The sequence below is a fragment of the Achromobacter sp. B7 genome (genome assembly GCF_003600685.1).
Classification (GTDB): domain Bacteria; phylum Pseudomonadota; class Gammaproteobacteria; order Burkholderiales; family Burkholderiaceae_B; genus Achromobacter; species Achromobacter spanius_B.
In genome coordinates this window covers 4624553-4646049 of record NZ_CP032084.1, presented here as the reverse complement: position 1 = coordinate 4646049, position 21497 = coordinate 4624553, and the positions used below count along the sequence as shown (strand labels likewise).

The following is a 21497-nucleotide window of genomic DNA, read 5'->3' as shown; positions in this document are numbered from 1 at the left end:
TTGTCTCCGTAGTTTTAATTTGTCTGGAGACAGTAATGTCTGGTCTGCAACGCGTCCAATCAGAAATTTTGATGCGGCTCATCAGCGTGGGGCCGTGATGGTGGCCCCCCGCTGATGACGCGCTGCGGTCAAGCCGTGGTGGATACGCCGCCGCCCGATGCGCCGGCCGCGGCGCTGGCCATGGCCGCCTTGGCCTGCTGGACCAGCACCTGCTGGATCTGGCCTTGGATCTGCATGGCCTGGCCGTTCAGCGCTTGAAGCTGCTGTGCCTTCATCTCGTCCGACATGCCGCTGGCCTGCACCTTGGCGATCTGATCCATGATGCGCTTGAGCTGCTTTTGCAGCTCTTTGATCTGACGCGTGAATTCGTCGTCGTTACCGGTGTCTTCCGAGGCCTTGGTGCCCCCAACGCTCAGCGCCCCAGCGTTGTTGACGCGGATCTTGCCGTCGGGGGTGACCGTGGTCGCCTCCCCGCCCGCGGGATCCTTCGCTTCCTTATTGGCTTGAATCTTCTGGACCCACAGGTCGGCCAAACTGCCGATCCGGGATGAGCCGCCGAGGGAATTGATAGCCATGATGTCTCCTGGTACTTGGGGGGAATTGCGGGGCGTTCAACTAATGAACGGCATTGGGCAAGCGCAACTTAAACATTGCCGCCCTTTCGTGGCCCCCTTTACACTGGCGCCCGCTTACCCCGACACCTTATTTGGGATATCCATGTCCAATTCCTATTTCCCGCGTTGGCGCCTGGCGGACGACGCTGAACCCGGCGTTATTATTGCGCCCGACGAACGGCTGTCCTGGCCCAAGAACATCGCCATGGGCGCGCAGCACGTCGTGGCCATGTTCGGCTCGACGGTGCTGGCGCCGTTGCTGATGGGCTTTGATCCCAACGTGGCGATCTTGATGTCCGGCATCGGCACGCTGATCTTCTTCCTGTTTGTCGGCGGCCGGGTGCCCAGCTACCTGGGGTCCAGCTTCGCTTTCATCGGCGGCGTGATCGCGGTCACCGGCTATGCGGGCGGTGGCGCCAACGCCAACATCGGCGTGGCGCTGGGCGCCATCATCGCGTGTGGCCTGGCCTATACGCTGATCGGGGTGATCGTGTGGATCGTCAACGCGCGCTCGGGCAGTGGCGCCAACTGGATCGACGCCCTGATGCCTCCTGTCGTCACGGGCGCGGTGGTTGCGGTGATCGGCTTGAATCTGGCGCCCATCGCGGCCAAGGGCGCCATGGGCGCGTCGGGTTTTGACACGTTCATGGCGCTGGTCACCATTGTTTGCGTCGGCGGCATCGCCGTCTACACCAAGGGCATGGTCCAGCGCCTGTTGATCCTGGTCGGGCTGATCCTGGCGTGCGTGGTCTACGCCGTGCTGGCCAACGGCATGGGGCTGGGCAAGCCCATCGACTTTTCAGGCGTGGCCGCCGCGGCCTGGATCGGCTTGCCGCATTTTGCCGCTCCGGTCTTCAAGGCCGAGGCCATGGGCCTGATCGTGCCTGTCGCCATCATCCTGGTCGCCGAAAACCTGGGGCACGTGAAGGCCGTCAGCGCGATGACGGGCCAGGACCTGGACCGCTATCTGGGCCGCGCCTTCGTGGGCGACGGCGTGGCAACCATGGTGTCGGGCGCGGTGGGCGGCACGGGCGTCACGACCTACGCCGAGAACATCGGGGTCATGGCGGTTACCCGCATCTATTCCACGCTGGTCTTCGTCGTGGCCGCGCTGATCGCCGTCGTGCTGGGCTTTTCGCCTAAGTTCGGCGCGCTGATCCAGACGATTCCCGGCCCGGTGTTGGGCGGCATGTCGGTGGTGGTGTTCGGCCTGATCGCCATTGCGGGCGCGCGGATCTGGGTGGTCAACCAGGTGGATTTCAGCGACAACCGCAATCTGATCGTCGCCGCCGTCACCTTGGTGCTGGGCGCGGGCGACTTCACCATCAAGATCGGTGACTTCATGCTGGGCGGAATCGGCACCGCCACGTTCGGCGCCATCATCCTGTATGCGCTGCTGCGCCGTCGGAAGCCGGGGCCGGTGGTCTAGGCGTGGGGCGGCCGGGTCGTGGCCCCGGTCGTTGATCTGGCCGGTATCTGGCAGGCGCCGCGCCAGGCTGGATGACAAAATACTATTGAATAGTATCTTTTTGGCCACAGCCCTTCGCGATCGTCAAGCCAGCCCGCGCCGCCTTGAGGGATTTTTGACGAAATAGCCGTTTTTGGCGGGTTACAGCCCCGAAATGCGTGCAAAAGCACGTTTTCCGGGGTGGCTTGCAATTCCGGTGGAGTTTGCCCACAATATGACTTTGATTGCCCCGGTTCCGACCCGAGCCGGGGTTTTGTTTTGGTCGTCCGCGCCGCTAGCTTCGTGTCAAATCTTGCACCGACAGCGGGTGCGCGCCACGGTAACGACCTTCACCGAGAACGCTCCGTCGGGGCGTTTTTCTACTTTTTGTTTGGGAAACGACATGTCTGCCATTCCTTTGACCGTGCGCGGGGCCGAGCGCTTGCAAGAAGAGCTCCAGCGGCTGAAAACCGTGGAACGTCCTGCCGTTATCAACGCCATCGCCGAAGCGCGAGCGCAGGGCGATCTGTCGGAAAACGCCGAATATGACGCTGCTCGCGAGCGCCAAGGCTTTATCGAAGGCCGGATTGCCGAACTTGAAGGCACGCTTTCCAACGCCCACCTGATCGATCCGACTTCGCTGGATGCCGAAGGCCGCGCCGTGTTTGGCGCTACCGTGGATATCGAAGACCTGGATTCGGGTGACCGCGTGACGTACCAGATCGTCGGTGACGTCGAGGCCGACATCAAGGCCAATCTGATTTCCGTATCCAGCCCGGTGGCGCGTGCGCTGATCGGCAAAAGCGAAGGCGACGTGGTCGAGGTCAAGGCCCCGGCTGGCGTTCGCGAATATGAAGTTCTGGGCGTGCGTTACATCTAACGCGATCGCCTTGGCGGTACACTGTCAAAACGCCATAGCTTGAAGCCTGCGTTAGGCTGGCTGCCCGCGGTACCTACGCGGATCGCTATGGTGGACCGGGCGCGTAAAGCGCCCGTTTTTGTGCCCGGCCTTATTTTTTTGCTGTCTTGCGGCTGGTGCCGCTGCGTGCTCCGGCCCGCAGGCTCAGCGCACTGCCGGCGCGGCGGGGAATGCCGTGGCCGCTGGCGGTAGCCCGCTTGTTGCTGGGGCGCATGGGCTTGCCGTTCTTGTTGAGCTGGTCTTGCGGCACGAAGCGGGCCTTGGCCGGCTTGGGCTCTTCGGACTCGCTACGGCGCGGACGCTTGGCCAGGCTCTTGCCTTCGGCGGCCAGCTTCTTCGGCGTGTAGGGTTCGGAAGCGCGGCGCTTGGCAGGAGCCACGGGCTCCATAGCAGCCAGCGCGGCGGGCTTGACGTTGCCGGCCAGGGGGCGGAACAGAATCAGGGTCTTGCCCAGGTGGTGCACCGGGGCGCAAGACAGGGTGTCGCAGATCGTCGACAACATGGTCTCGCGGGCCTCGCGGTCATCGCCGCCGGCGCGTACCTTGATGAGGCCATGAGAAGCCAGTGCCAGGTCGATTTCCTTGAGCACGGCTTCGGTCAGGCCATTGTCGCCAATCAGGACGACGGGGCGCAGAGGGTGAGCGGCGGAGCGAAGGTCGCTGCGCTCACGAGAGGTAAGTTCTAATATAGGCATGCGTGGAATTGTACGGTAATGGCCAAGAATAAATTCTCTAAAGACTGGATTCACCAGCACATCAACGATCCCTATGTGAAGCTGGCGCAACAGAAGGGCTATCGCGCCCGTGCCGCCTTCAAGCTGATCGAGATCCTGGACACTGAAAAGCTGATGCGCCGGGGCGACCTGGTCATTGACCTGGGCTCGGCCCCGGGCAGCTGGTCCCAAGTGGCGCGCGAGCGCCTGGCCGGGCCGGGCGGCGTCGTGGACGGACGTATTATTGCGCTGGATCTGCTTCCCATGGAGCCGGTGGCCGGGGTGGAATTCATCCAGGGCGACTTCCGCGACGATGACGTTCTGAAACAATTGGAAGACATGGTCGGATCTCGCGCCGTAGACCTTGTAATCTCGGATATGGCCCCCAACTTGTCAGGCGTGGGTAGTGCCGACTCCGCGCGCATTCAGCATGTGTGCGAGCTGGCGATGGAGTTTTCCCGCGCTCATCTCAAGCCCAATGGGGCGCTGATCGTCAAGGCCTTCCACGGTAGCGGCTTTTCGCAGATCGTGCAGTCCTTCAAGCAGCACTTCAAGCGTGTAGTCGAGCGCAAACCAAAGGCGTCTCGGGATAAATCCTCGGAAACCTTTCTGGTTGCCCGCGATCTGAAGTAACCCGGGCCTGGGCATGCTGCCTTGGAACCCCAAAGAACTTACCTGCTTGCCGAGACAACGACCACCATAACGACAAATCAGACGTAACTACACGGACCCCAGGGATCCCAGGACGCAATCGGGTCCAACAGGGTAGAATGGGCTATTGACATACTTGTGACTGTGCCATATGCGGGTGCGCGGTTGCCGGTCGGAATCGAAAGCAGGAGATCGACCTTGAATAATTCATTTTCGAAAGTCGCTGTCTGGATGGTGATAGCCCTGGTGCTGTTCACCGTCTTCAAACAGTTCGACGGACGCGCTCAGACCCAGGACGGCGTGACCTACACGCAGTTCATGGACGACGCCAAGGCGGGACGTATCCGCAAGGTCGACGTTCAGGGCGACGTGCTGTACGTCACCCCGGACGCGGGCCGCGCCTATACGCTGACTTCGCCCGGCGACCTCTGGATGGTCTCCGATCTGCTGAAGTACGGCGTCCAGGTCTCAGGCAAGCCGCGTGAAGAGCAATCGCTCCTGATGAGCATCTTCGTGTCGTGGTTCCCCATGCTGCTGTTGATCGGCGTATGGGTTTTCTTCATGCGACAGATGCAGGGCGGCGGTAAGGGCGGAGCCTTCAGCTTCGGCAAATCGCGCGCTCGCATGCTCGACGAAAACACCAATCAAATCACCTTTGCCGACGTTGCCGGCTGCGATGAAGCCAAGGAAGACGTCCAGGAACTGGTCGACTTCCTGCGCGACCCCAGCAAGTTCCAAAAGCTGGGCGGCCGCATTCCCCGTGGCGTGCTGATGGTGGGCTCGCCGGGTACCGGCAAGACGCTGCTGGCCAAGGCCATCGCCGGCGAAGCCAAGGTACCGTTCTTCAGCATCTCGGGTTCGGACTTCGTTGAAATGTTCGTCGGCGTGGGCGCGGCCCGTGTCCGCGACATGTTCGAAAACGCCAAGAAGCACGCGCCTTGCATCATCTTCATCGACGAAATCGATGCAGTGGGCCGTCAGCGCGGCGCCGGCCTGGGTGGCGGCAACGACGAACGCGAACAAACGCTGAACCAGATGCTGGTTGAAATGGACGGCTTTGAATCCGGCCAGGGCGTCATCGTGATCGCCGCAACCAACCGTCCCGACGTGCTTGATCCGGCGCTGCTGCGTCCGGGCCGTTTCGACCGTCAAGTCGTGGTGCCGCTGCCCGATATCCGTGGCCGCGAGCAGATCCTGAAAGTCCACATGCGCAAGGTTCCGCTGTCGCCTAACGTCGACGCGACCATCCTGGCGCGCGGCTGCCCCGGTTTCTCGGGCGCCGACCTGGCCAACCTGGTCAACGAAGCCGCGCTGTTCGCCGCCCGCCGCAATGGCCGCACGGTGGATATGTCCGACTTCGAAAAGGCCAAGGACAAGATCATCATGGGCGCCGAGCGCCGCTCGATCGTCATGCCCGAAGAGGAACGCAAGAACACCGCGTACCACGAGTCCGGCCACGCGATCGTTGCCCGCCTGCTGCCCAAGACTGACCCGGTCCACAAGGTCACCATCATTCCGCGTGGCCGTGCGCTGGGCGTGACGATGCAGTTGCCGGAAACCGACCGCTACAGCATGGACAAGGGCCGCTTGCTGTCCACCATCGCCGTGCTGTTCGGTGGCCGTATCGCCGAAGAACTGTTCATGGACCAGATGACGACGGGCGCCTCGAACGACTTCGAACGCGCCACCGCCATCGCCCGCGACATCGTCACCCGCTACGGCATGACGGACGAGCTGGGCCCGATGGTCTATGCCGAGAACGAAGGCGAAGTGTTCCTGGGCCGCAGCGTCACCAAGACGACGCACATGTCCGAAGCCACCATGCAGAAGGTGGACACCGAGATCCGCCGCATCATCGACGAGCAATACCAAGTCGCGCGCAAGATCCTGGAAGACAATCGCGACAAGGTCGAAGTCATGACGGCCGCGCTGCTCGAATGGGAAACCATCGACGCCGACCAGATCAACGACATCATCGAGGGCCGTCCTCCGCGTCCCCCGAAAACGCCGCAAGGTCCGTCGGACTCGACGGACACGCCGCCCAGCACCGGGCTGGCGGCTGGCGGCAGCACGGCTGCAGCAGTCTGAGGTTTTTTGTCCTGAGTTATGGCAAATAACTTCCTTTGCGGGCGCTTCGAGTTTGATCTCGAGCGCCCGCTTGTCATGGGTATCGTCAATGTCACGCCGGACTCGTTTTCCGACGGCGGCCAGCACGACGATACGGATTCCGCGGTGGCGCACGCGCGCCAACTGATCGAAGAAGGCGCCCAGATCCTTGACCTGGGCGGCGAATCGACGCGGCCGGGCGCCGACCCGGTGTCCATCACGCACGAGCTTGATAGGCTGTTGCCCGTGATCGAGGCCCTGCGAGATTGCGGCGTGCCGCTGTCCATCGACACCTTCAAGCCCGAAGTCATGCGCGCCACGCTCGATGCGGGGGCCGACATGATCAACGACATCTATGGCTTCAGACAGCCCGGCGCCATCGAGGCGGTAGCGCAATCGCGCTGCGGGCTGTGCGTGATGCACATGAAGGGCGAGCCTCGCACCATGCAGGCCGCGCGCCCCGAATACACCGACCTGATCGGTGAAATCGGACTTTTCCTAGGTTCGCGCGCGCAGAAGCTGCGTGCCGCCTGGGTTGACCCCCGCCGTATCGTGCTGGACCCGGGTTTCGGCTTCGGCAAGACGGCAGACCAGAATTTCCAGTTGCTGCGTCGGCTGTCCAGCTTGCGCAGCGGTGGCTATCCATTGCTGATCGGCCTGTCGCGTAAAAACATGATCGGGCAGGCCACGGGCCGACCGGTCGGCGACCGGCTGCCCGGCAGCATCGCCGCAGCGCTTGCCTGCGTGTCGCGGGGCGCCTCCATCGTGCGTGTGCACGATGTTGCCGCCACCGTTGATGCCCTTAAGGTATGGCATGCGGCCGAACAAGGAGCAATCAGTTCATGAGTCAACGCAAGTATTTCGGCACCGATGGGGTGCGCGGTGAAGTAGGCGGCCCGGTCATCAATGCCGAGTTCGCCCTGCGCCTGGGTTATGCGGCCGGCCGTGTGCTGGCGCGCGAGCACGCCGGACGCGGCGGCAGCCGCCCGCAAGTGGTCATCGGCAAGGACACGCGCATTTCCGGCTACATGCTGGAATCCGCGCTGGAAGCCGGTTTGTCGGCTGCGGGCATCGACGTGCTGCTGGCCGGCCCGATCCCGACGCCGGCCGTTGCGTACCTGACCCGCGCGCTGCGCCTGGTGGCCGGCATCGTGATCAGTGCTTCCCACAATCCGTACCAGGACAACGGCATCAAGTTTTTCTCGGCGCAGGGCATGAAGCTGCCGGACGAAATCGAAGCCGCCATCGAAGCCGCGCTGGACGAGCCGCTGGGCTGCGTCAGCTCTGAAGGCCTGGGCCGCGCCCGCCGCATGTCGGACTCGCAGGGCCGCTACATTGAATTCTGCAAGAGCACCTTCCCCAACGACCTGGACTTGAACGGGATGAAGATCGTGGTAGACGCCGCCCATGGCGCCGCCTACAACATCGCCCCCCATGTGTTCCGCGAACTGGGCGCCGAAGTGCATGCCATCGGCGTGCATCCGGACGGCTTCAACATCAACAAGGGCGTGGGCGCGCTGCACCCCGAGTCCCTGGCCAAGGAAGTGCAGGCGCGTGGCGCGCATCTGGGCGTTGCCCTGGATGGCGACGCCGACCGTCTGCAAGTGGTTGATGGCGAAGGCCGCATCTACAACGGCGACGAATTGCTTTACGCCATCGTCCGCGAGCGCATGCAGCGCGGCAAGGTCGACGGCGTGGTGGGCACGCTGATGACCAACTTCGGTTTCGAGCGCGAAATGCAGCGCCTGGGCGTTGGTTTCGAGCGCGCCAACGTGGGCGACCGCTACGTGCTGGAACAGATGCAGGCGCGCGGCTGGCAGTACGGCGGCGAAAGCTCGGGCCACCTGCTGTGCCTGGATTGCCACTCCACGGGCGACGGCATTATCGCCGCCCTGCAGGTGCTGACCGCATTGCGTCGCGGCAATACGACGATGGCCGAGTGGGTGCGCGACCTGCGCATGTACCCGCAGAAGATGATCAATGTGCCGTTGACCCCGGGCCAGGACTGGAAAACGCATCCTGGCCTGACCGCCGCCCGTGCCGCCGTCGAGGCCGAACTGAACGGCCGTGGCCGCATCCTGATCCGCGCATCGGGCACTGAACCGAAGCTTCGCCTGATGGTCGAAGCTGAAGATGAATCCCTTGCCGTTTCCTCCGCAGAGAAGCTCGCCGCCAGCCTGGCCTGAGCCCGGCCCAGCCGCTTTAGAAAAAGCCATCCACCGAGTCTCGGTGGGTGGCTTTTCTGCATTCGGGCTTGGTATTCAATTGTAAAGTTTTGTCGAGATTCGCCTAAAGTTGACCCATCTCCCCCGAACTAAACTTCATAGTCACGTAACATATTGGTCAAGTCTTTGACATACAGGGCGTCCAAACTGACCGGACTCTCTAGGAGCTACGCGCAATGCTGGAATTAGCACGCACCACCCCAAGCCGTAAACCCGCCGAACCCTGGATGGGCAACTCCCCGAAAGTGTTGGCGGTAGGCCTGGCGCGCACGGCTGAAGAAATCGAGCAGATCCAACGTCTGCGCTACGACGTCTTCACCGAGGACATGGGCGCGGTGTTTCCCGACGCGCATGACGGTATCGAGCATGACCGCTTCGACCCCTATTGCGAACATCTGATGGTGCGCGAAATGGATACGGGCCGCGTCGTCGGCACCTATCGCATCCTGACGCCGGAAAAAGCGCGGGAAGCCGGCGGCTACTACGCGCAGTCGGAGTTCGATCTTTCCGGGCTGGGCCCGATTCGCGACCAGCTGGTTGAAGTCGGCCGCTCGTGCACCCATTCCGACTACCGCAACGGCGCGGTGATCATGCTGCTGTGGTCCGGCCTGACGGAATACCTGCGACGCGGCGGCTACGAATACGTGCTGGGCTGCGCCAGCGTCAGCCTGCGCGATGACGGTGTGACCGCCGCCGAAGTGTGGCGCACGATCATGCCGCAACTGCCCCAGGGCGGCGATCCCCACGTGACCCCGCTGCACCGTTACCCGGTTGAAAAGCTGAACAGCACGCTGCCGGCCCGCGTGCCGCCACTGATCAAGGGGTATCTGAAGCTGGGCGCCAAGGTCTGTGGCGAACCCGCCTGGGACCCGGACTTCAACGCCGCCGACTTCCCGGTGCTGCTGAAAATGGAGCGCATGGACGAGCGCTATCGCCGCCACTTCGGGCTGGACCAGCCCGCGGCCCTGAACGGCCAGCGCTGATCATCATGCGCCGCCTGTTCCGCCGAATGAAAATCAGATTGATACGGCGGGCCACGCGGCCTTTGCGGCTTGAACTCAAGCAGCTGCGCCGTCAGACGGATCTGTCTTTGTTTTAAAAAAGGGCAATGGCGCCAGCGCCATTGCCCTTTTTGTTGCCAACGCGCCGGAATTGCGCTGTCAGAATTCCAGCACTTCGAACGAAAAGCCCACCTTGTTCCATTCGGCTTCTTCCGCACGTAGCGTGAAGTCGCTCAAGGGGTGTTGCGCCAGCCATTCCCGGTTGACCCGGACCACGATGGAGTTTTCGCGCACCGACGCGGTCAGCGGCAGCGGTTCGATTTCGCCACGGCGGCGGAACAGCAATACCGCCAGGCGCAGGCTCAGGATGGCTTTCCATTGCGGCCGCGTGCGGATCAGCGGTTCCAGCTTGGTCAACTTGCCTTGATGGCCCAGCGCCAGTAGCGCCAGCAACTGCTGGTCGGCGCGCGAGAAGCCCGGCATGTCGGCGTTTTCAAGCACGTACGCCGTGTGCTTGTGATACGCGTTGTGCGCGATCGACAGGCCCACTTCGTGCAAGTCAGCCGCCCAGCCCAACGCCGGCCGAAGTTCGGCGCGTTCCGGGCCTTCGGGGAACATGGCGTCGAACAGCGTCAGCGCTGCGTGGCGCACGCGCCGCGCCTGGTTGACGTCGACGTGATAGCGCTTCATGAACTGGCGTACCGATTCGTCGCGCTTGTCGTGCTCGTCGTCGCGGCCCAGCAGGTCGTACAGCACGCCCAGGCGCAATGCGCCGTCACCCGTGTGCATGACGTCGATGCCAAGCTCGTCGAACAGCGCGGTCATGATGGCCAGCCCGCCGGGCAGCACATCGGAACGCTCGATCTTGATGCCCGGCAGCTCTGACGGGATGACGCGGCCCGAACGCACGATGCGGTCTTTCAGCTTGGCTAGCCCGGCGCGCGTGATGCCGCGATCGGAAAAGCGGCTTTCGGTCAGGATGGCGAACAGGGCCTTGGCGGTGCCGGACGAGCCATAGGCCTCTTTCCAGCCCATCTTGCGGTACTGCTTGGCGATGACTTCGATTTCGCGTCGCGCTGCCAGCTCGGCCTGCTTCATCTGGTGCGCATCGACAACGCCATCCGAGAAAAACTGGCGGCTGTAGCTGACGCAGCCCATGTACAACGAGGACATCAGGGCAGGCTCGTGGCCCTTGCCGATGATGACTTCGGTGGACCCGCCGCCAATGTCGATGACCAGGCGCTTGTTGGGCGATGGGGGCAGGGTGTGGACCACGCCCGAGAAGATCAGGCGCGCTTCTTCACGGCCGGCGATGACTTCAATGGGAAAGCCAAGCGCGGCTTCCGCGCGCGGCAGGAAATCCCGCGTGTTGCGCGCGACGCGAAACGTATTGGTGGCAACCGCGCGCACCCGGTTGGGGTGGAAGCTGCGCAGGCGGTCGCCAAAACGCTCCAGGACGGCGATGGCGCGCTCGATGGCGTCGTCGCCCAAGCGTTTCTCGGCATCCAGGCCGGCGGCAAGCCGGACGGTTTCCTTGAGACGATCGATCTGGTAAATCTGGGGCGTACCGTCCTGTTGAACGATGCGTCCGATGGAGAGGCGAAAGCTGTTGGACCCGAGGTCCACCGCGGCCAGAAGTTGATCCATGCGGCTCGTAATATAGGCTTTGAGGTGGCCTGATTATAGAGACCCCATGTGACAGTGCCTTGAGATTCGGGTTTTCGCTTGTGGATCATGGGCTTGGCCGAATAATCCGGTTGCGCTATATGTCCCGAATTTGACGTACGCTACGGTTTTGCACTTGTGTCATAGAACCGTCACTCTTTTGCAGTAAAACTCCACGCTCTGTTCCCAACGTATGGAATCCGGTATGCCCACACGCCCGCCCGGCGAGCCCTTGCTCATGAATCGTGAGTTGTCGCTGCTCAAATTCAACGAACGCGTGCTTGCGATGGCGGAAGATCCGAAAACGCCGCTGCTGGAGCGCCTGCGGTACGTGTGTATCGTCAGCTCGAACCTGGACGAGTTCTTTGAAATCCGGATTTCCAGCTTGAAAGAGCAGCAGCGCCAGTCGCCGAACCTGGTCGGCCCTGATGGCATGACGCCCGATCAGGCGTTTGAAAACGTCCAGCAGGCCGTGCACGAGCTGGTGGCGCGGCAATACAACCTGCTTAACGACGCCATCCTGCCGGCCATGCAGTCCGAGGGCATCACCCTGCATCACGCGTCCGAATGGAATGCCGAGCAGCAGCAATGGGCGCGCGACGTGTTCAACCGCGATGTGATGCCGCTGCTGACCCCCATCGGGCTGGACCCGGCGCATCCGTTTCCTCGTGTCTACAACAAGAGCCTGAATTTCATCGTGTCGCTGGCCGGCGCCGACGCCTTCGGGCGTCAGGCGTCGATTGCCGTGGTGCAGGCGCCGCGCGCGCTACCGCGCCTGATCAAGATGCCGCCCGAACTCTCCGGCCATCCGGAAGGCTTCATCTTGCTGACGTCGCTGCTGCGCGCCTTCGTGGGCGAACTGTTTCCCGGCCTGGAAATGCTGGGCTGCTACCAATGGCGCGTGACCCGCAACAGCGACCTGTTCGTGGACGAGGAAGAAGTCACCAACCTGCGCCACGCCCTGCAAGGCGAGTTGTCGCAACGCAATTTCGGCGCCGCCGTGCGCCTGGAAATCGACAAACTGACGCCGGTGGAACTGGAGACCTTTCTTCAGCGCGAATTCTCGCTAAAGGCCGAAGACACGTACCGCGTGCCCGGGCCGGTGAACCTGTCGCGTCTGATGCAGCTGTGCAATTCCGATCTGCGACCCGACCTGCTGTTCCCGGAATACCGCGCGCCCGTGCCTGCGCCTTTTGACAAGGTGGGCGACAAACCACAAGACCTGTTCGACGCCGTGGCCCAGCAGGACCGCCTGCTGCACCACCCGTACCAGTCGTTTCAGCCGGTCATTGATTTCCTGACGGCGGCGGCGCTGGACCCCGACGTCATGGCCATCAAGCAGACCATCTACCGCACCGGTGAAGACTCCGAGCTGATGAAGATCCTGCTGGCGGCGGCGCGCGCCGGCAAGGAAGTGACGGTGGTGGTGGAATTGATGGCGCGCTTTGACGAGCAGACCAACATCAACTGGGCGTCCAAGCTGGAAGAGGTGGGGGCGCATGTGGTCTATGGCGTCGTGGCCCACAAAACGCACGCGAAGATGGCCGTGGTGCTGCGCCGCGAAAAAGGCCGCCTGCGCCGATATGCGCACCTGGGCACCGGCAACTACCACCCGCGCACCGCGCGTCTGTACACGGACTTTGGCCTGCTGACGGCCGACCCGAAATTGTGCGAGGACATGGATAAGGTCTTCGCGCAGCTGACGGGCCTGGGCGCGCGACGGTCGCTGAAGGCGCTGATGCAATCGCCCTTCACCATGCACGACGGGATGGTGGCGCTGATACGCGCAGAGGCCCGCGCGGCCAAGGCGGGCAAGCGCGCCCGCATCATGGCCAAGATGAATTCGCTGCTGGAAGAGCAGATCATCGAAGAGCTTTACAAGGCCAGCCAGGCGGGCGTGAAGATTGACCTGATCGTGCGGGGCGTGTGCGCGCTGCGGGCCGGCGTGCCGGAGCTGTCCGAGAATATCCGCGTGCGGTCCATTGTGGGACGCTTCCTGGAGCATTCCCGCGTCTTCTATTTCTACGCCGACGGCGAGGAAACGGTGTATCTGTCGTCGGCCGACTGGATGGACCGCAATTTCTTCCGCCGGGTTGAAATCGCGTTCCCGGTCTACGACAAGGCGTTAAAGAAACGCGTCATCGACGAGGCGTTCACCTATGCGCTGCGCGATAACCAATTGGCATGGCAGCAGCGGCCCGATGGTGATTACACCCGGGTAAAAAGCCGGCGCGAGCCCTTCAATCTGCATCAATACCTGATTGAAAAGCTGGGCGTGTAGCGTCCGTTCCGACCACAGGGCCTTTGCGTGAGCGAACGCGGCCGCCCCGGTATTTCCGGGGCGGCCGCGACGTTTTTAGCGGGGCGCAAAGCGCTTGATGAAGCGTATGTGACTGTCACTATCTTGTCACGTTGGGCCCCTAAGATGCGAGGGTCGCTGAAAGACAGGCACTAGAAAAAGCCTGACTAGACTCCTTTAACGAGCACAGAAGGAACCCTGATGTTCAAACGTGTCTTCAAACAAGTTTCCGTGGGCGTTGCGCTGAGCGCCGCCGTTTTCGCCGTCCAGGCCGCCGATGTGACCGGCGCGGGCGCATCGTTCCCGTACCCGATCTACGCCAAGTGGGCGTCGGACTACAAGGCAGCCACCAACAACGCGATCAACTACCAGTCGATCGGTTCGGGCGGCGGCCAACAGCAGATCATCGCCAAGACCGTCGATTTCGGCGCCTCGGACGATCCCATGAAGGCGGCTGACCTGGAAAAGAACGGCCTGCTGCAATTCCCGGCCGTGATCGGCGGCACCGTGGCCGTCGTGAACATCGACGGCGTGGAACCGGGCAAGCTGAAGCTGTCGGGCGCCGTGCTGGCCGACATCTTCCTGGGCAAGATCAAGAAGTGGGACGACAACGCCATCAAGGCGCTGAACCCGGACGTCAAGCTGCCGTCGGCCGACATCATCGTCGTGCACCGTTCGGACGGCTCGGGCACCACCTTCGGCTGGACCAACTACCTGTCCAAGGTGTCGGCTGACTGGAAGTCGCAAGTTGGTGAAGGCAAGGCCGTCAAGTGGCCCACCGGCCAGGGTGGCAAGGGCAACGAAGGCGTCGCCGCCTACGTCGGCCAGCTGAAGAACTCGATCGGCTATGTGGAATACGCCTACGCCAAGCAAAACAAGCTGGCCTGGACGCAACTGCAAAACAAGGCCGGCAAGTTCGTCCAGCCCGAGCAAAAGGCGTTCGCTGCCGCGGCCGCCAACGCCGACTGGAAGGGCGCGCCGGGCATGGGCGTGGTCCTGACCGACGAGCCGGGCGCCGATTCGTGGCCCGTTACCGCCGCCACGTTCATCCTGGTGCACAAGTCGCAAGCCAAGCCGGCGCAAGGCAAGGCCGTGTTGGAATTCTTTGACTGGGCGTTCAAGAACGGCGCCAAGTCGGCCGAAGCCATGGACTACGTGCCGCTGCCGGAAGCCGTGACCAAGGAAATCCGCGCCGCCTGGGGCGAAGTCAAGTCCGCCGACGGCACCCCCGTCTGGAAGTAAACCGGGGACAGCGCGCAAGATTGGCGTCTGACCTGCCTTGGGCACGGCCTGACGCTTCCCTGCCACACGCTTGACCCGATGGCGACCGCCCCGGAAGTCTTGGCCACCAAGAGACCCGGGGCGGCTCGCCCCAGCAGTTCCCGTTTCCACCCAGGTCATCTAAGGAAAGTCCATCCATGAGCGCGGTAATGGATAATAGTGTGCCGCTTTCGCCCAGCGTGGCGGACTCCGTGACTACCGGCACGCCTTCGCCTATGAAGCAAAATAAAAACGCGCTGATGGATGCGCTGTTCAAGAATCTGACCCGCCTGTTCGCCTTCCTGGTGTTCATCCTGCTGGCGGCGATTCTGGTATCCCTGATCTACGGCAGCCGCGAATCGCTGGCCAAATACGGCTTGTCGTTCCTGTGGCTTAACGATTGGGACCCGGTCAACCAGAACTACGGCGCCGTGGTGCCCATCATCGGCACCTTGCTGACGTCGGCCATCGCCCTGATCATCGCCGTGCCGGTTTCGTTCGGCATCGCCATCTTCCTGACCGAACTGTCGCCGACCTGGCTGCGTCGCCCGCTGGGCACCGCCGTCGAAATGTTGGCTGCCATTCCGTCCATCATCTACGGCATGTGGGGACTGTTTGTCTTCGTGCCGGTATTCCAGCAGTACGTGCAGCCGTTCCTGATCGCCACGCTGGGCAACGTGCCCGTCATCGGCGGGCTGTTTGCCGGGCCGCCTTTCGGCATCGGCATCTTCACCGCCGGCCTGATCCTGTCGATCATGATCATCCCGTTCATTGCCGCCGTGATGCGCGACGTGTTCGAGCTGGTGCCCGCGATGCTGAAGGAATCGGCCTACGGGCTGGGCAGCACGACCTGGGAAGTGATGTGGCGCGTGGTGCTGCCCTTCACCAAGTCGGGCGTCATCGGCGGCATCATGCTGGGCCTGGGCCGCGCCCTGGGCGAGACGATGGCCGTGACGTTCGTGATCGGCAACGCGTTCAAATGGTCGGGCTCGCTGTTCTCGCCGGGCAACTCGATTGCTTCCGCGCTGGCCAATGAATTCAACGAAGCAGGCGGCATTCAGAAGTCGGCGTTGCTGGAACTGGGCTTGATCCTGTTCTTGATCACGACCATCGTGCTGGCCCTGGCCAAGGTGCTGCTGGTGCGCCTTTCCGCCGGCGAAGGCCGTAAGACCTGACGCGCCGCGAGCACAAGGAAAAGATCATGGCTGTCTCCGTACTCAATATGCAGAATGGCGTCTACCGGCGCCGCCGCATCCTCAACCGCATCATGCTGACGGTGTCGCTGGGCACGCTGGTGTTCGGCTTGTTCTGGCTGTTCTGGATCATCCTGACGCTGCTGACCAAGGGCGCGCCCGCGCTGTCGTACACGCTGTTCACCGAAATCACGCCGCCGCCCGGGCAAACCGGTGGCCTGATCAACGCCATCTTCGGCAGCGTGGTGATGGCGGGCGTAGGCACGCTGATCGGCACGCCGGTCGGCATCCTGGCCGGCACCTACCTGGCGGAATACGGCCAGCGCGGCTGGCTGGCGCCTGCCACGCGGTTTTTGAACGACGTGCTGCTGTCGGCGCCGTCCATCATCATCGGCTTGTTCATCTACGCCGTGTACGTGGCGCAGGTGGGCCATTACTCGGGTTGGGCCGGCGCGCTGGCCTTGTCCATCCTGGTGATTCCGGTGGTGGTGCGCACCACCGACAACATGCTGCTGCTGGTGCCCAACAGCCTGCGCGAAGCCGCGGCGGCGCTGGGCTGCCCCAAGTGGCGCATGATCACGCTGGTGTGCTATCGCGCCGCCAAGACCGGCATCATCACCGGCGTGCTGCTGGCCATTGCCCGGATTTCCGGCGAGACCGCGCCGCTGCTGTTCACGGCGCTGTCCAACCAGTTCATGTCGTTCAACATGAACGCGCCGATGGCCAACCTGCCCGTCGTCATCTACCAATACGCCGCCAGCCCCTTCAAGGACTGGAACGACCTGGCCTGGGCCGGCGCCACGCTGATTACGCTACTGGTGCTGGGCATCAACATCATTGCCCGCAACATGTTCCGCAAGTAAAGATCGCTTTGCCGGCGCGCGTGGCGCGCCGGAGCCAAGGGAAAAGAAATGGAAAACACCGCTACCGCCGTCAAGAACAAGATCGAGGTCAAGAACCTGAACTTCTACTACGGCAAGTTCCATGCGATCCGCAATGTAAACATGTCGATCCAGGAGAAGAAGGTCACCGCCTTCATCGGCCCGTCGGGCTGCGGCAAGTCCACGCTGTTGCGCACGTTCAACCGCATGTTCGAGCTGTACCCGGGCCAGCGCGCCGAAGGCGAAATCATCCTGGACGGCGAGAACCTGCTGACGGCCAAGACGGATATCTCGCTGATCCGCGCCAAGGTCGGCATGGTGTTCCAGAAGCCCACGCCGTTTCCCATGAGCATCTACGACAACATCGCGTTCGGCGTGCGCCTGTTCGAGCGCCTGTCCAAGGGCGAAATGGACGAGCGCGTGGAATGGGCCTTGAGCAAGGCCGCGCTGTGGAACGAAGTGAAGGACAAGCTGCATCAAAGCGGCAACAGCCTGTCGGGCGGCCAGCAACAACGCCTGTGCATCGCGCGCGGCGTGGCGATCAAGCCCGAAGTGCTGCTGCTGGACGAGCCCTGCTCGGCGCTGGACCCGATTTCCACCGCCAAGATCGAAGAGCTGATCGCCGAACTGAAGAACGACTACACGGTCGTGATCGTGACGCACAACATGCAGCAGGCGGCGCGCTGCTCGGACTACACCGCCTACATGTACCTGGGCGAACTCATGGAATTCGGTCAGACCGACCAGATCTTCGTGAAGCCCTCGCGCAAGGAAACCGAGGACTACATCACGGGCCGCTTCGGCTGATGGATGCTGCGGCGCGGGCCCTGTCGTAACGACCGTTGGCCCGATGCGCGGATAAAAAAATCGGCGCGCCTTCATGGCGCGCCGATTTCTATTTGGGCGCATCGTCTTGGGCGACATGACCACGTTCGCACGACCGCGCGGCGCGTCTACGCCCGGGGGGCCGGGATTCTGGTATAGTTGCCACCCTTCGGGGCGTAGCGCAGCCTGGTAGCGCATCTGCTTTGGGAGCAGAGGGTCGTGAGTTCGAATCCCACCGCCCCGACCAATAAAATCAAGGGCTTACGTGTTCATTGCGTAAGCCCTTGTCCATTTCTCCGGCACCAAGGGTACACCTATATGTACCCTGCCGATTGCGTGTTGATGTGCGTCGCCTTCCGGGCGACGGCTAGCGCTCAGCGACCCAGCGGTCGATCTCCGATGCGACCCAACGCGACGCGCCGTCAATCTTTCTTTGGCGGGGGAACTGTTGAAGCTTGATCAGCGCGTAAATTTTGCTCTTCTTGAGGGACACGACTCTCTCGACGTCAGTCAATCGATAGAGCCTGTCACCGGTAGGTGTAGGTGTTGCGCTCGGGGCAGTAGGGGTATTTTGTAGGCTGTGCATCCAAGAGTCCTCGAGTGCCTCATGTCGATTGGAGCGTTCAACGCTCCCGCCACTCGGCTCGGAATTGTTAGGCGTGATGTTCACCGTCGCGACGGTCGCTCTTTAACGCCAAAAGTCCCACTTCCAGTTTGAACACCAAAGCAATGATTGCGAATGCGATCCCGCCCAATGCCGCGTCGCCCTTGATCACGGTATAGACCGCTAAGACCGTTGGCAGGATGCAGGTTGCATACGAAGCAAGGGAAGCGAGCTCGGCGGCGTGGGTTTCGAGCGAGGCAGTGAGTTTTTTCATTCGTTTTGGTCCTTCAGAGCTTGGGCGGAAGCAGCGAGTTGGCGATGTAGCCGAATCCGACAAGTGCCTCGCTGAGTACAAGGATCCAGGCCGCTCGCGTCTTGGTCATCGTTGCGTGTCCCACTGTGCCCACGAACACCAGGGCGAAACTCCATAAATACTGGTCATTCCGTTGCCCTCATTTGGATAGTCCGAGCATGCGAGAGAAGACGGGACTGCATTCAGGTTGTCCAGAGGCGCAGGAGTAATAAATCGCCCCTACTGCCGTGAGCCCAATACCGATACCGAGTACAGCGCATATCAGCATTTTCCCGCCTGGTCTGCGCGCGCACGACGCGATTCTGTAAGGCCAAGGCCGATAACAAAAGCGGAAAAAAGATAGTAAAAGTGAGCACGCTCGTCGGCTCCATGAGAAGTTCAGTAGAGAGCGGTCTGGATCACTGCTTAATCGTGCGATCTCAGTGGTGCCGGGAAGTCCGGTACCGGATCGCCGATGGACGCGTTCCAAGACCACCAGCCTTCTTTGCCGTACGTCTCGTCGTAGTGCGCGCCCTTTTCTGCCTTGCGCGCCAGGTATTCCGGCGTGCTCATGCCCCACACTTCCAGCGGCGCAGGCGTGTGCCTGTCGCGCAACCAAAAATCCGGGAAGGCTACGTCCTCGCCAGCGTCAAACCGGAGAGGCTTTTCAAAGCGGCGCTTTTCAGCAACCAGCTTGTCGGCGACCAGCGCTTCGTAGCCCGAATCGACTGGGATCCAGTCTCGCGTGGTTTGCATGAGAGCGATATCGACAACCTGCGCGCGCATGCTGCCGCTAGAGGACTTGGGCGGATCAGTTTGTACGACAGCGACGACGGCATTCCCTGCTCGCCATGAGTCGAGTTCTCGGGGAAAACGGCGCTCCAAGGGTTCCCAGGCGTTCTCATCGAGGTTCAGGTAAGGGATGCCATGAAACCCTGCGATAGGCAGCGTGGCGCTGCCGTCCATTGCTTCTTGGTGCTGCGCGAGGGGGGCAATCACAACCAAACGCCGTCGTTGAGTAACCGCCTCCAGGGCCTTGGCCTTGTTGTGTCCCGCTTGCTGTCCGCTTGCCGTCGGCGTGGAGATCAGGAGGTTTTGAGCCAGTCGCACACGCCCCGCATAGGTAGTCATGGCCGAGCGCATCAAGTGGTGATGCACCACACCAAGATTGCGCTTTCTTTCCATGCCTGGCGACCATGCGTGGAGGCCTGCTTGTGTCCAAAGAAAATGCAGGAGGCCGAGCAATGTCATGCTGGCTTGTCCAGTTCGCGGGCGTGTAGCAGGCATCGACGGCGCGGCGGCGGACGAGGCGTCCCCTTCTTCTGGGGCGGCCGTCGCACGCTGTTGAAGTCCGACCTTCAGCTTAATCTTCACAGCGCCATCGTCGAGCTCTTGGACCACGCCACGTCGATATGACCCGAGCCCGGACATGCTTGGATCCACACCGTAGTAGACGCAGTCTTCGCTGTGCTCTGACCCTGTCTCGGGAAAGCGGGCAAGGTGGAACCGATCAGAGTTGGAACGGCTGTGGATCGACAAGCGTCGTTCGCCCGATCCAGGGCAAGTACACCTGACGTCTGCCTTGCCATGCGCCATCAGCAGCACGCGCTTCCAGCCTTCCTTGAACTGATCGGCCATTTGAAACTCGGGCGAGTACGGCCGCGTCGTGGACCCAAGCGTTATTTCAACCGGGTAGACCTTGCGATCCATGGCCTACTTCCGCACGATCGAACAAAGCGTGGTGGCTACGTATGCCTGCTTGTAGCAGTCTTCTTTGGCGGAGGAGTAAAACTCGTACGACGCATAGCCGGCAGCGAGGATCACGGATACGCCCCCCCAGATAATCATGCGTTTTTTCATTGAATTACCGTATGAAGGAGGCCCCGTTTGACGGACTCATGTCGGACGCGAGCGGCACCATTGGCACCAGAACAGGAAGCCTCTCGTTAGGATGGAGATGCAGACCGATATCGAGACAGCGGTCGAAGAACGCGCCAACATCCGGAGGATGCCGTTGCTGTGGAAGTCGCGCTTTCTTTGAACAGCGTTTATTTGTGTGTAGAGCTGCGTGAGATGGAGCCATGTGCCATCCGAATCGGAACGCTCGACTTCCGTAGTGTTTAGCAGCTAAACACCGGGAAAAATCTTGGTGAACGCCGATTCGGATGCCGCCGCCGAGATACCACGACGTTGGCGGCTTCCTGCCGACTTGCACGGCACAGGCAAGTTGAGACCCTGCCCGGTGTTCGCCCAACACGTTATTCGCCACGTGGGGCATGTCGTACTTAGGCGCTCGTGTGAAACTTGGAGTCCCGCGTTGGCGGTTGTCGGTTTCACTAGGGTGGGCTTCAATATGCTTCCATCCCCGCACGAGATCAATGCGCCTGCCAGGCTCTGCACCTGGCCGGATTTGTACGTCAGCACAATCGCTAACGAGCTTCACGGGCCTCTTTTGGCGCAATGATTCTTGCCGCTTGTTTTTGTCCCTGGGGCCTCTCAATGTCGCGACCGGCTCCCCTTCTGACATCAACGCGTGCGCCGATGCAGGACGAATAAAGGTTCAGTTGTTAAAGAGCGCAACCCAAATTTGGGTGTATGCGAACATGATAACCCGTAAATAAACGTTGTCAACCCAAATATGGGTTTATGAATGCAGCGACGGCTTACCCTGATCTAGGAGGGAACAAAATGATATTGTTTTCAAGTTTTGATACGTCCGGCCTAAATTTTTTGCGCAAGCTGCCGTTTCTGCCTATATCCAAATAGCAGACAGTGGCACCGGTCGTGTGTTCGACCCGCCATT

18 protein-coding genes and 1 tRNA gene are annotated in these 21497 nt (G+C 61.8%); 13 read left to right on the top strand and 6 right to left on the bottom strand.

Going from position 1 to position 21497, the window contains the following annotated elements; translation table 11 throughout:
* Nucleotides 1-128 precede the first annotated feature (128 nt).
* Nucleotides 129-575 carry a FlxA-like family protein gene (locus tag DVB37_RS21025; protein WP_120156684.1) on the bottom strand — a complete coding sequence of 149 codons (447 nt, stop codon included), beginning with the start codon at nt 573-575 and terminating at the stop codon, nt 129-131.
* Nucleotides 576-717: 142 nt separating this feature from the next.
* Here DVB37_RS21025 and DVB37_RS21020 point away from each other — a divergent pair, with 142 nt between their 5' ends.
* Both DVB37_RS21020 and greA read left to right on the top strand, forming a co-directional pair.
* Nucleotides 718-2043 carry a solute carrier family 23 protein gene (locus tag DVB37_RS21020; protein ID WP_046806893.1) on the top strand — a complete coding sequence of 442 codons (1326 nt, stop codon included), beginning with the start codon at nt 718-720 and terminating at the stop codon, nt 2041-2043.
* 421 nt (nt 2044-2464) lie between these two features.
* The gene (greA, locus tag DVB37_RS21015) at nt 2465-2941 is read left to right on the top strand and encodes a transcription elongation factor GreA (protein WP_006221068.1); all 477 of its coding nucleotides are present in this window, start codon (nt 2465-2467) and stop codon (nt 2939-2941) included.
* A gap of 130 nt (nt 2942-3071) precedes the next feature.
* On the opposite strand, the gene DVB37_RS21010 is transcribed toward greA, so the two are convergent.
* Entirely contained in the window at nt 3072-3674 is a 603-nt protein-coding gene (locus DVB37_RS21010) for a YhbY family RNA-binding protein (RefSeq protein ID WP_104144536.1), read from the bottom strand.
* An 18-nt stretch (nt 3675-3692) separates the two neighbouring features.
* Here DVB37_RS21010 and DVB37_RS21005 point away from each other — a divergent pair, with 18 nt between their 5' ends.
* The 5 genes from DVB37_RS21005 to DVB37_RS20985 all read left to right on the top strand — a co-directional run bounded on the left by DVB37_RS21005 (nt 3693) and on the right by DVB37_RS20985 (nt 9657).
* Complete coding sequence (locus DVB37_RS21005) at nt 3693-4325, top strand: RlmE family RNA methyltransferase (RefSeq protein WP_046806891.1); 633 nt, start codon at nt 3693-3695, stop codon at nt 4323-4325.
* 216 nt (nt 4326-4541) lie between these two features.
* Nucleotides 4542-6431, top strand: a complete 1890-nt coding sequence (gene ftsH / locus DVB37_RS21000; RefSeq protein WP_104144535.1) for an ATP-dependent zinc metalloprotease FtsH — start codon at nt 4542-4544, stop codon at nt 6429-6431.
* An 18-nt stretch (nt 6432-6449) separates the two neighbouring features.
* A complete protein-coding gene (gene folP, locus DVB37_RS20995; RefSeq protein ID WP_120156683.1) occupies nt 6450-7295 on the top strand; it encodes a dihydropteroate synthase in 846 nt (281 codons plus the stop codon).
* Complete coding sequence (gene glmM, locus DVB37_RS20990; RefSeq protein ID WP_046806888.1) at nt 7292-8635, top strand: phosphoglucosamine mutase; 1344 nt, start codon at nt 7292-7294, stop codon at nt 8633-8635. Before folP ends, glmM begins: the two co-directional genes overlap by 4 nt.
* A gap of 215 nt (nt 8636-8850) precedes the next feature.
* Nucleotides 8851-9657, top strand: a complete 807-nt coding sequence (locus DVB37_RS20985) for a GNAT family N-acetyltransferase (protein WP_120156682.1) — start codon at nt 8851-8853, stop codon at nt 9655-9657.
* A gap of 177 nt (nt 9658-9834) precedes the next feature.
* Here DVB37_RS20985 and ppx read toward each other — a convergent pair whose 3' ends face one another.
* Nucleotides 9835-11322, bottom strand: coding sequence for an exopolyphosphatase (gene ppx, locus DVB37_RS20980; protein WP_046806886.1), 1488 nt, complete (start codon nt 11320-11322; stop codon nt 9835-9837).
* 223 nt (nt 11323-11545) lie between these two features.
* On the opposite strand from ppx, the gene ppk1 reads away from it, so the two are divergent.
* The 6 genes from ppk1 to DVB37_RS20950 all read left to right on the top strand — a co-directional run bounded on the left by ppk1 (nt 11546) and on the right by DVB37_RS20950 (nt 18045).
* Nucleotides 11546-13621 (top strand): polyphosphate kinase 1, encoded by a 2076-nt coding sequence (gene ppk1 / locus DVB37_RS20975; RefSeq protein WP_046806885.1) that lies wholly within the window; start codon nt 11546-11548, stop codon nt 13619-13621.
* Nucleotides 13622-13840: 219 nt separating this feature from the next.
* Nucleotides 13841-14881, top strand: a complete 1041-nt coding sequence (gene pstS, locus DVB37_RS20970; RefSeq protein ID WP_046806884.1) for a phosphate ABC transporter substrate-binding protein PstS — start codon at nt 13841-13843, stop codon at nt 14879-14881.
* 176 nt (nt 14882-15057) lie between these two features.
* Nucleotides 15058-16074 carry a phosphate ABC transporter permease subunit PstC gene (pstC, locus tag DVB37_RS20965; RefSeq protein ID WP_046806883.1) on the top strand — a complete coding sequence of 339 codons (1017 nt, stop codon included), beginning with the start codon at nt 15058-15060 and terminating at the stop codon, nt 16072-16074.
* 26 nt (nt 16075-16100) lie between these two features.
* Nucleotides 16101-16955, top strand: a complete 855-nt coding sequence (gene pstA / locus DVB37_RS20960) for a phosphate ABC transporter permease PstA (protein ID WP_082134619.1) — start codon at nt 16101-16103, stop codon at nt 16953-16955.
* Between the two features lie 48 nt (nt 16956-17003).
* Nucleotides 17004-17780: a phosphate ABC transporter ATP-binding protein PstB gene (pstB, locus tag DVB37_RS20955; RefSeq protein ID WP_006221056.1), complete on the top strand. Its 777-nt coding sequence runs from the start codon at nt 17004-17006 to the stop codon at nt 17778-17780.
* 188 nt (nt 17781-17968) lie between these two features.
* Nucleotides 17969-18045 (top strand) — tRNA-Pro (locus DVB37_RS20950).
* A gap of 120 nt (nt 18046-18165) precedes the next feature.
* Here the strand turns inward: DVB37_RS20950 and DVB37_RS29000 are convergent.
* The 3 genes from DVB37_RS29000 to DVB37_RS20935 all read right to left on the bottom strand — a co-directional run bounded on the left by DVB37_RS29000 (nt 18166) and on the right by DVB37_RS20935 (nt 20404).
* On the bottom strand, nt 18166-18384 hold the full coding sequence (locus DVB37_RS29000; RefSeq protein ID WP_120156681.1) for an AlpA family transcriptional regulator: 219 nt from the start codon (nt 18382-18384) through the stop codon (nt 18166-18168).
* Nucleotides 18385-18451: 67 nt separating this feature from the next.
* Entirely contained in the window at nt 18452-18676 is a 225-nt protein-coding gene (locus DVB37_RS20940) for a hypothetical protein (protein ID WP_120156680.1), read from the bottom strand.
* A 444-nt stretch (nt 18677-19120) separates the two neighbouring features.
* Nucleotides 19121-20404: a DUF1173 family protein gene (locus DVB37_RS20935; RefSeq protein WP_120156679.1), complete on the bottom strand. Its 1284-nt coding sequence runs from the start codon at nt 20402-20404 to the stop codon at nt 19121-19123.
* Between the last annotated feature and the right edge of the window lie 1093 nt (nt 20405-21497).

Bases quoted from the DNA above. Each gene is read 5' to 3' on its own strand.
- DVB37_RS21025 (WP_120156684.1), bottom strand. From the start codon at position 575: ATGGCTATCAATTCCCTCGGCGGCTCATCCCGGATCGGCAGTTTGGCC.
- DVB37_RS21020 (WP_046806893.1), top strand. From the start codon at position 718: ATGTCCAATTCCTATTTCCCGCGTTGGCGCCTGGCGGACGACGCTGAA.
- greA (WP_006221068.1), top strand. From the start codon at position 2,465: ATGTCTGCCATTCCTTTGACCGTGCGCGGGGCCGAGCGCTTGCAAGAA.
- DVB37_RS21010 (WP_104144536.1), bottom strand. From the start codon at position 3,674: ATGCCTATATTAGAACTTACCTCTCGTGAGCGCAGCGACCTTCGCTCC.
- DVB37_RS21005 (WP_046806891.1), top strand. From the start codon at position 3,693: ATGGCCAAGAATAAATTCTCTAAAGACTGGATTCACCAGCACATCAAC.
- folP (WP_120156683.1), top strand. From the start codon at position 6,450: ATGGCAAATAACTTCCTTTGCGGGCGCTTCGAGTTTGATCTCGAGCGC.
- glmM (WP_046806888.1), top strand. From the start codon at position 7,292: ATGAGTCAACGCAAGTATTTCGGCACCGATGGGGTGCGCGGTGAAGTA.
- DVB37_RS20985 (WP_120156682.1), top strand. From the start codon at position 8,851: ATGCTGGAATTAGCACGCACCACCCCAAGCCGTAAACCCGCCGAACCC.
- ppx (WP_046806886.1), bottom strand. From the start codon at position 11,322: ATGGATCAACTTCTGGCCGCGGTGGACCTCGGGTCCAACAGCTTTCGC.
- ppk1 (WP_046806885.1), top strand. From the start codon at position 11,546: ATGCCCACACGCCCGCCCGGCGAGCCCTTGCTCATGAATCGTGAGTTG.
- pstS (WP_046806884.1), top strand. From the start codon at position 13,841: ATGTTCAAACGTGTCTTCAAACAAGTTTCCGTGGGCGTTGCGCTGAGC.
- pstC (WP_046806883.1), top strand. From the start codon at position 15,058: ATGAGCGCGGTAATGGATAATAGTGTGCCGCTTTCGCCCAGCGTGGCG.
- pstA (WP_082134619.1), top strand. From the start codon at position 16,101: ATGGCTGTCTCCGTACTCAATATGCAGAATGGCGTCTACCGGCGCCGC.
- pstB (WP_006221056.1), top strand. From the start codon at position 17,004: ATGGAAAACACCGCTACCGCCGTCAAGAACAAGATCGAGGTCAAGAAC.
- DVB37_RS29000 (WP_120156681.1), bottom strand. From the start codon at position 18,384: ATGCACAGCCTACAAAATACCCCTACTGCCCCGAGCGCAACACCTACA.
- DVB37_RS20940 (WP_120156680.1), bottom strand. From the start codon at position 18,676: ATGAAAAAACTCACTGCCTCGCTCGAAACCCACGCCGCCGAGCTCGCT.
- DVB37_RS20935 (WP_120156679.1), bottom strand. From the start codon at position 20,404: ATGGATCGCAAGGTCTACCCGGTTGAAATAACGCTTGGGTCCACGACG.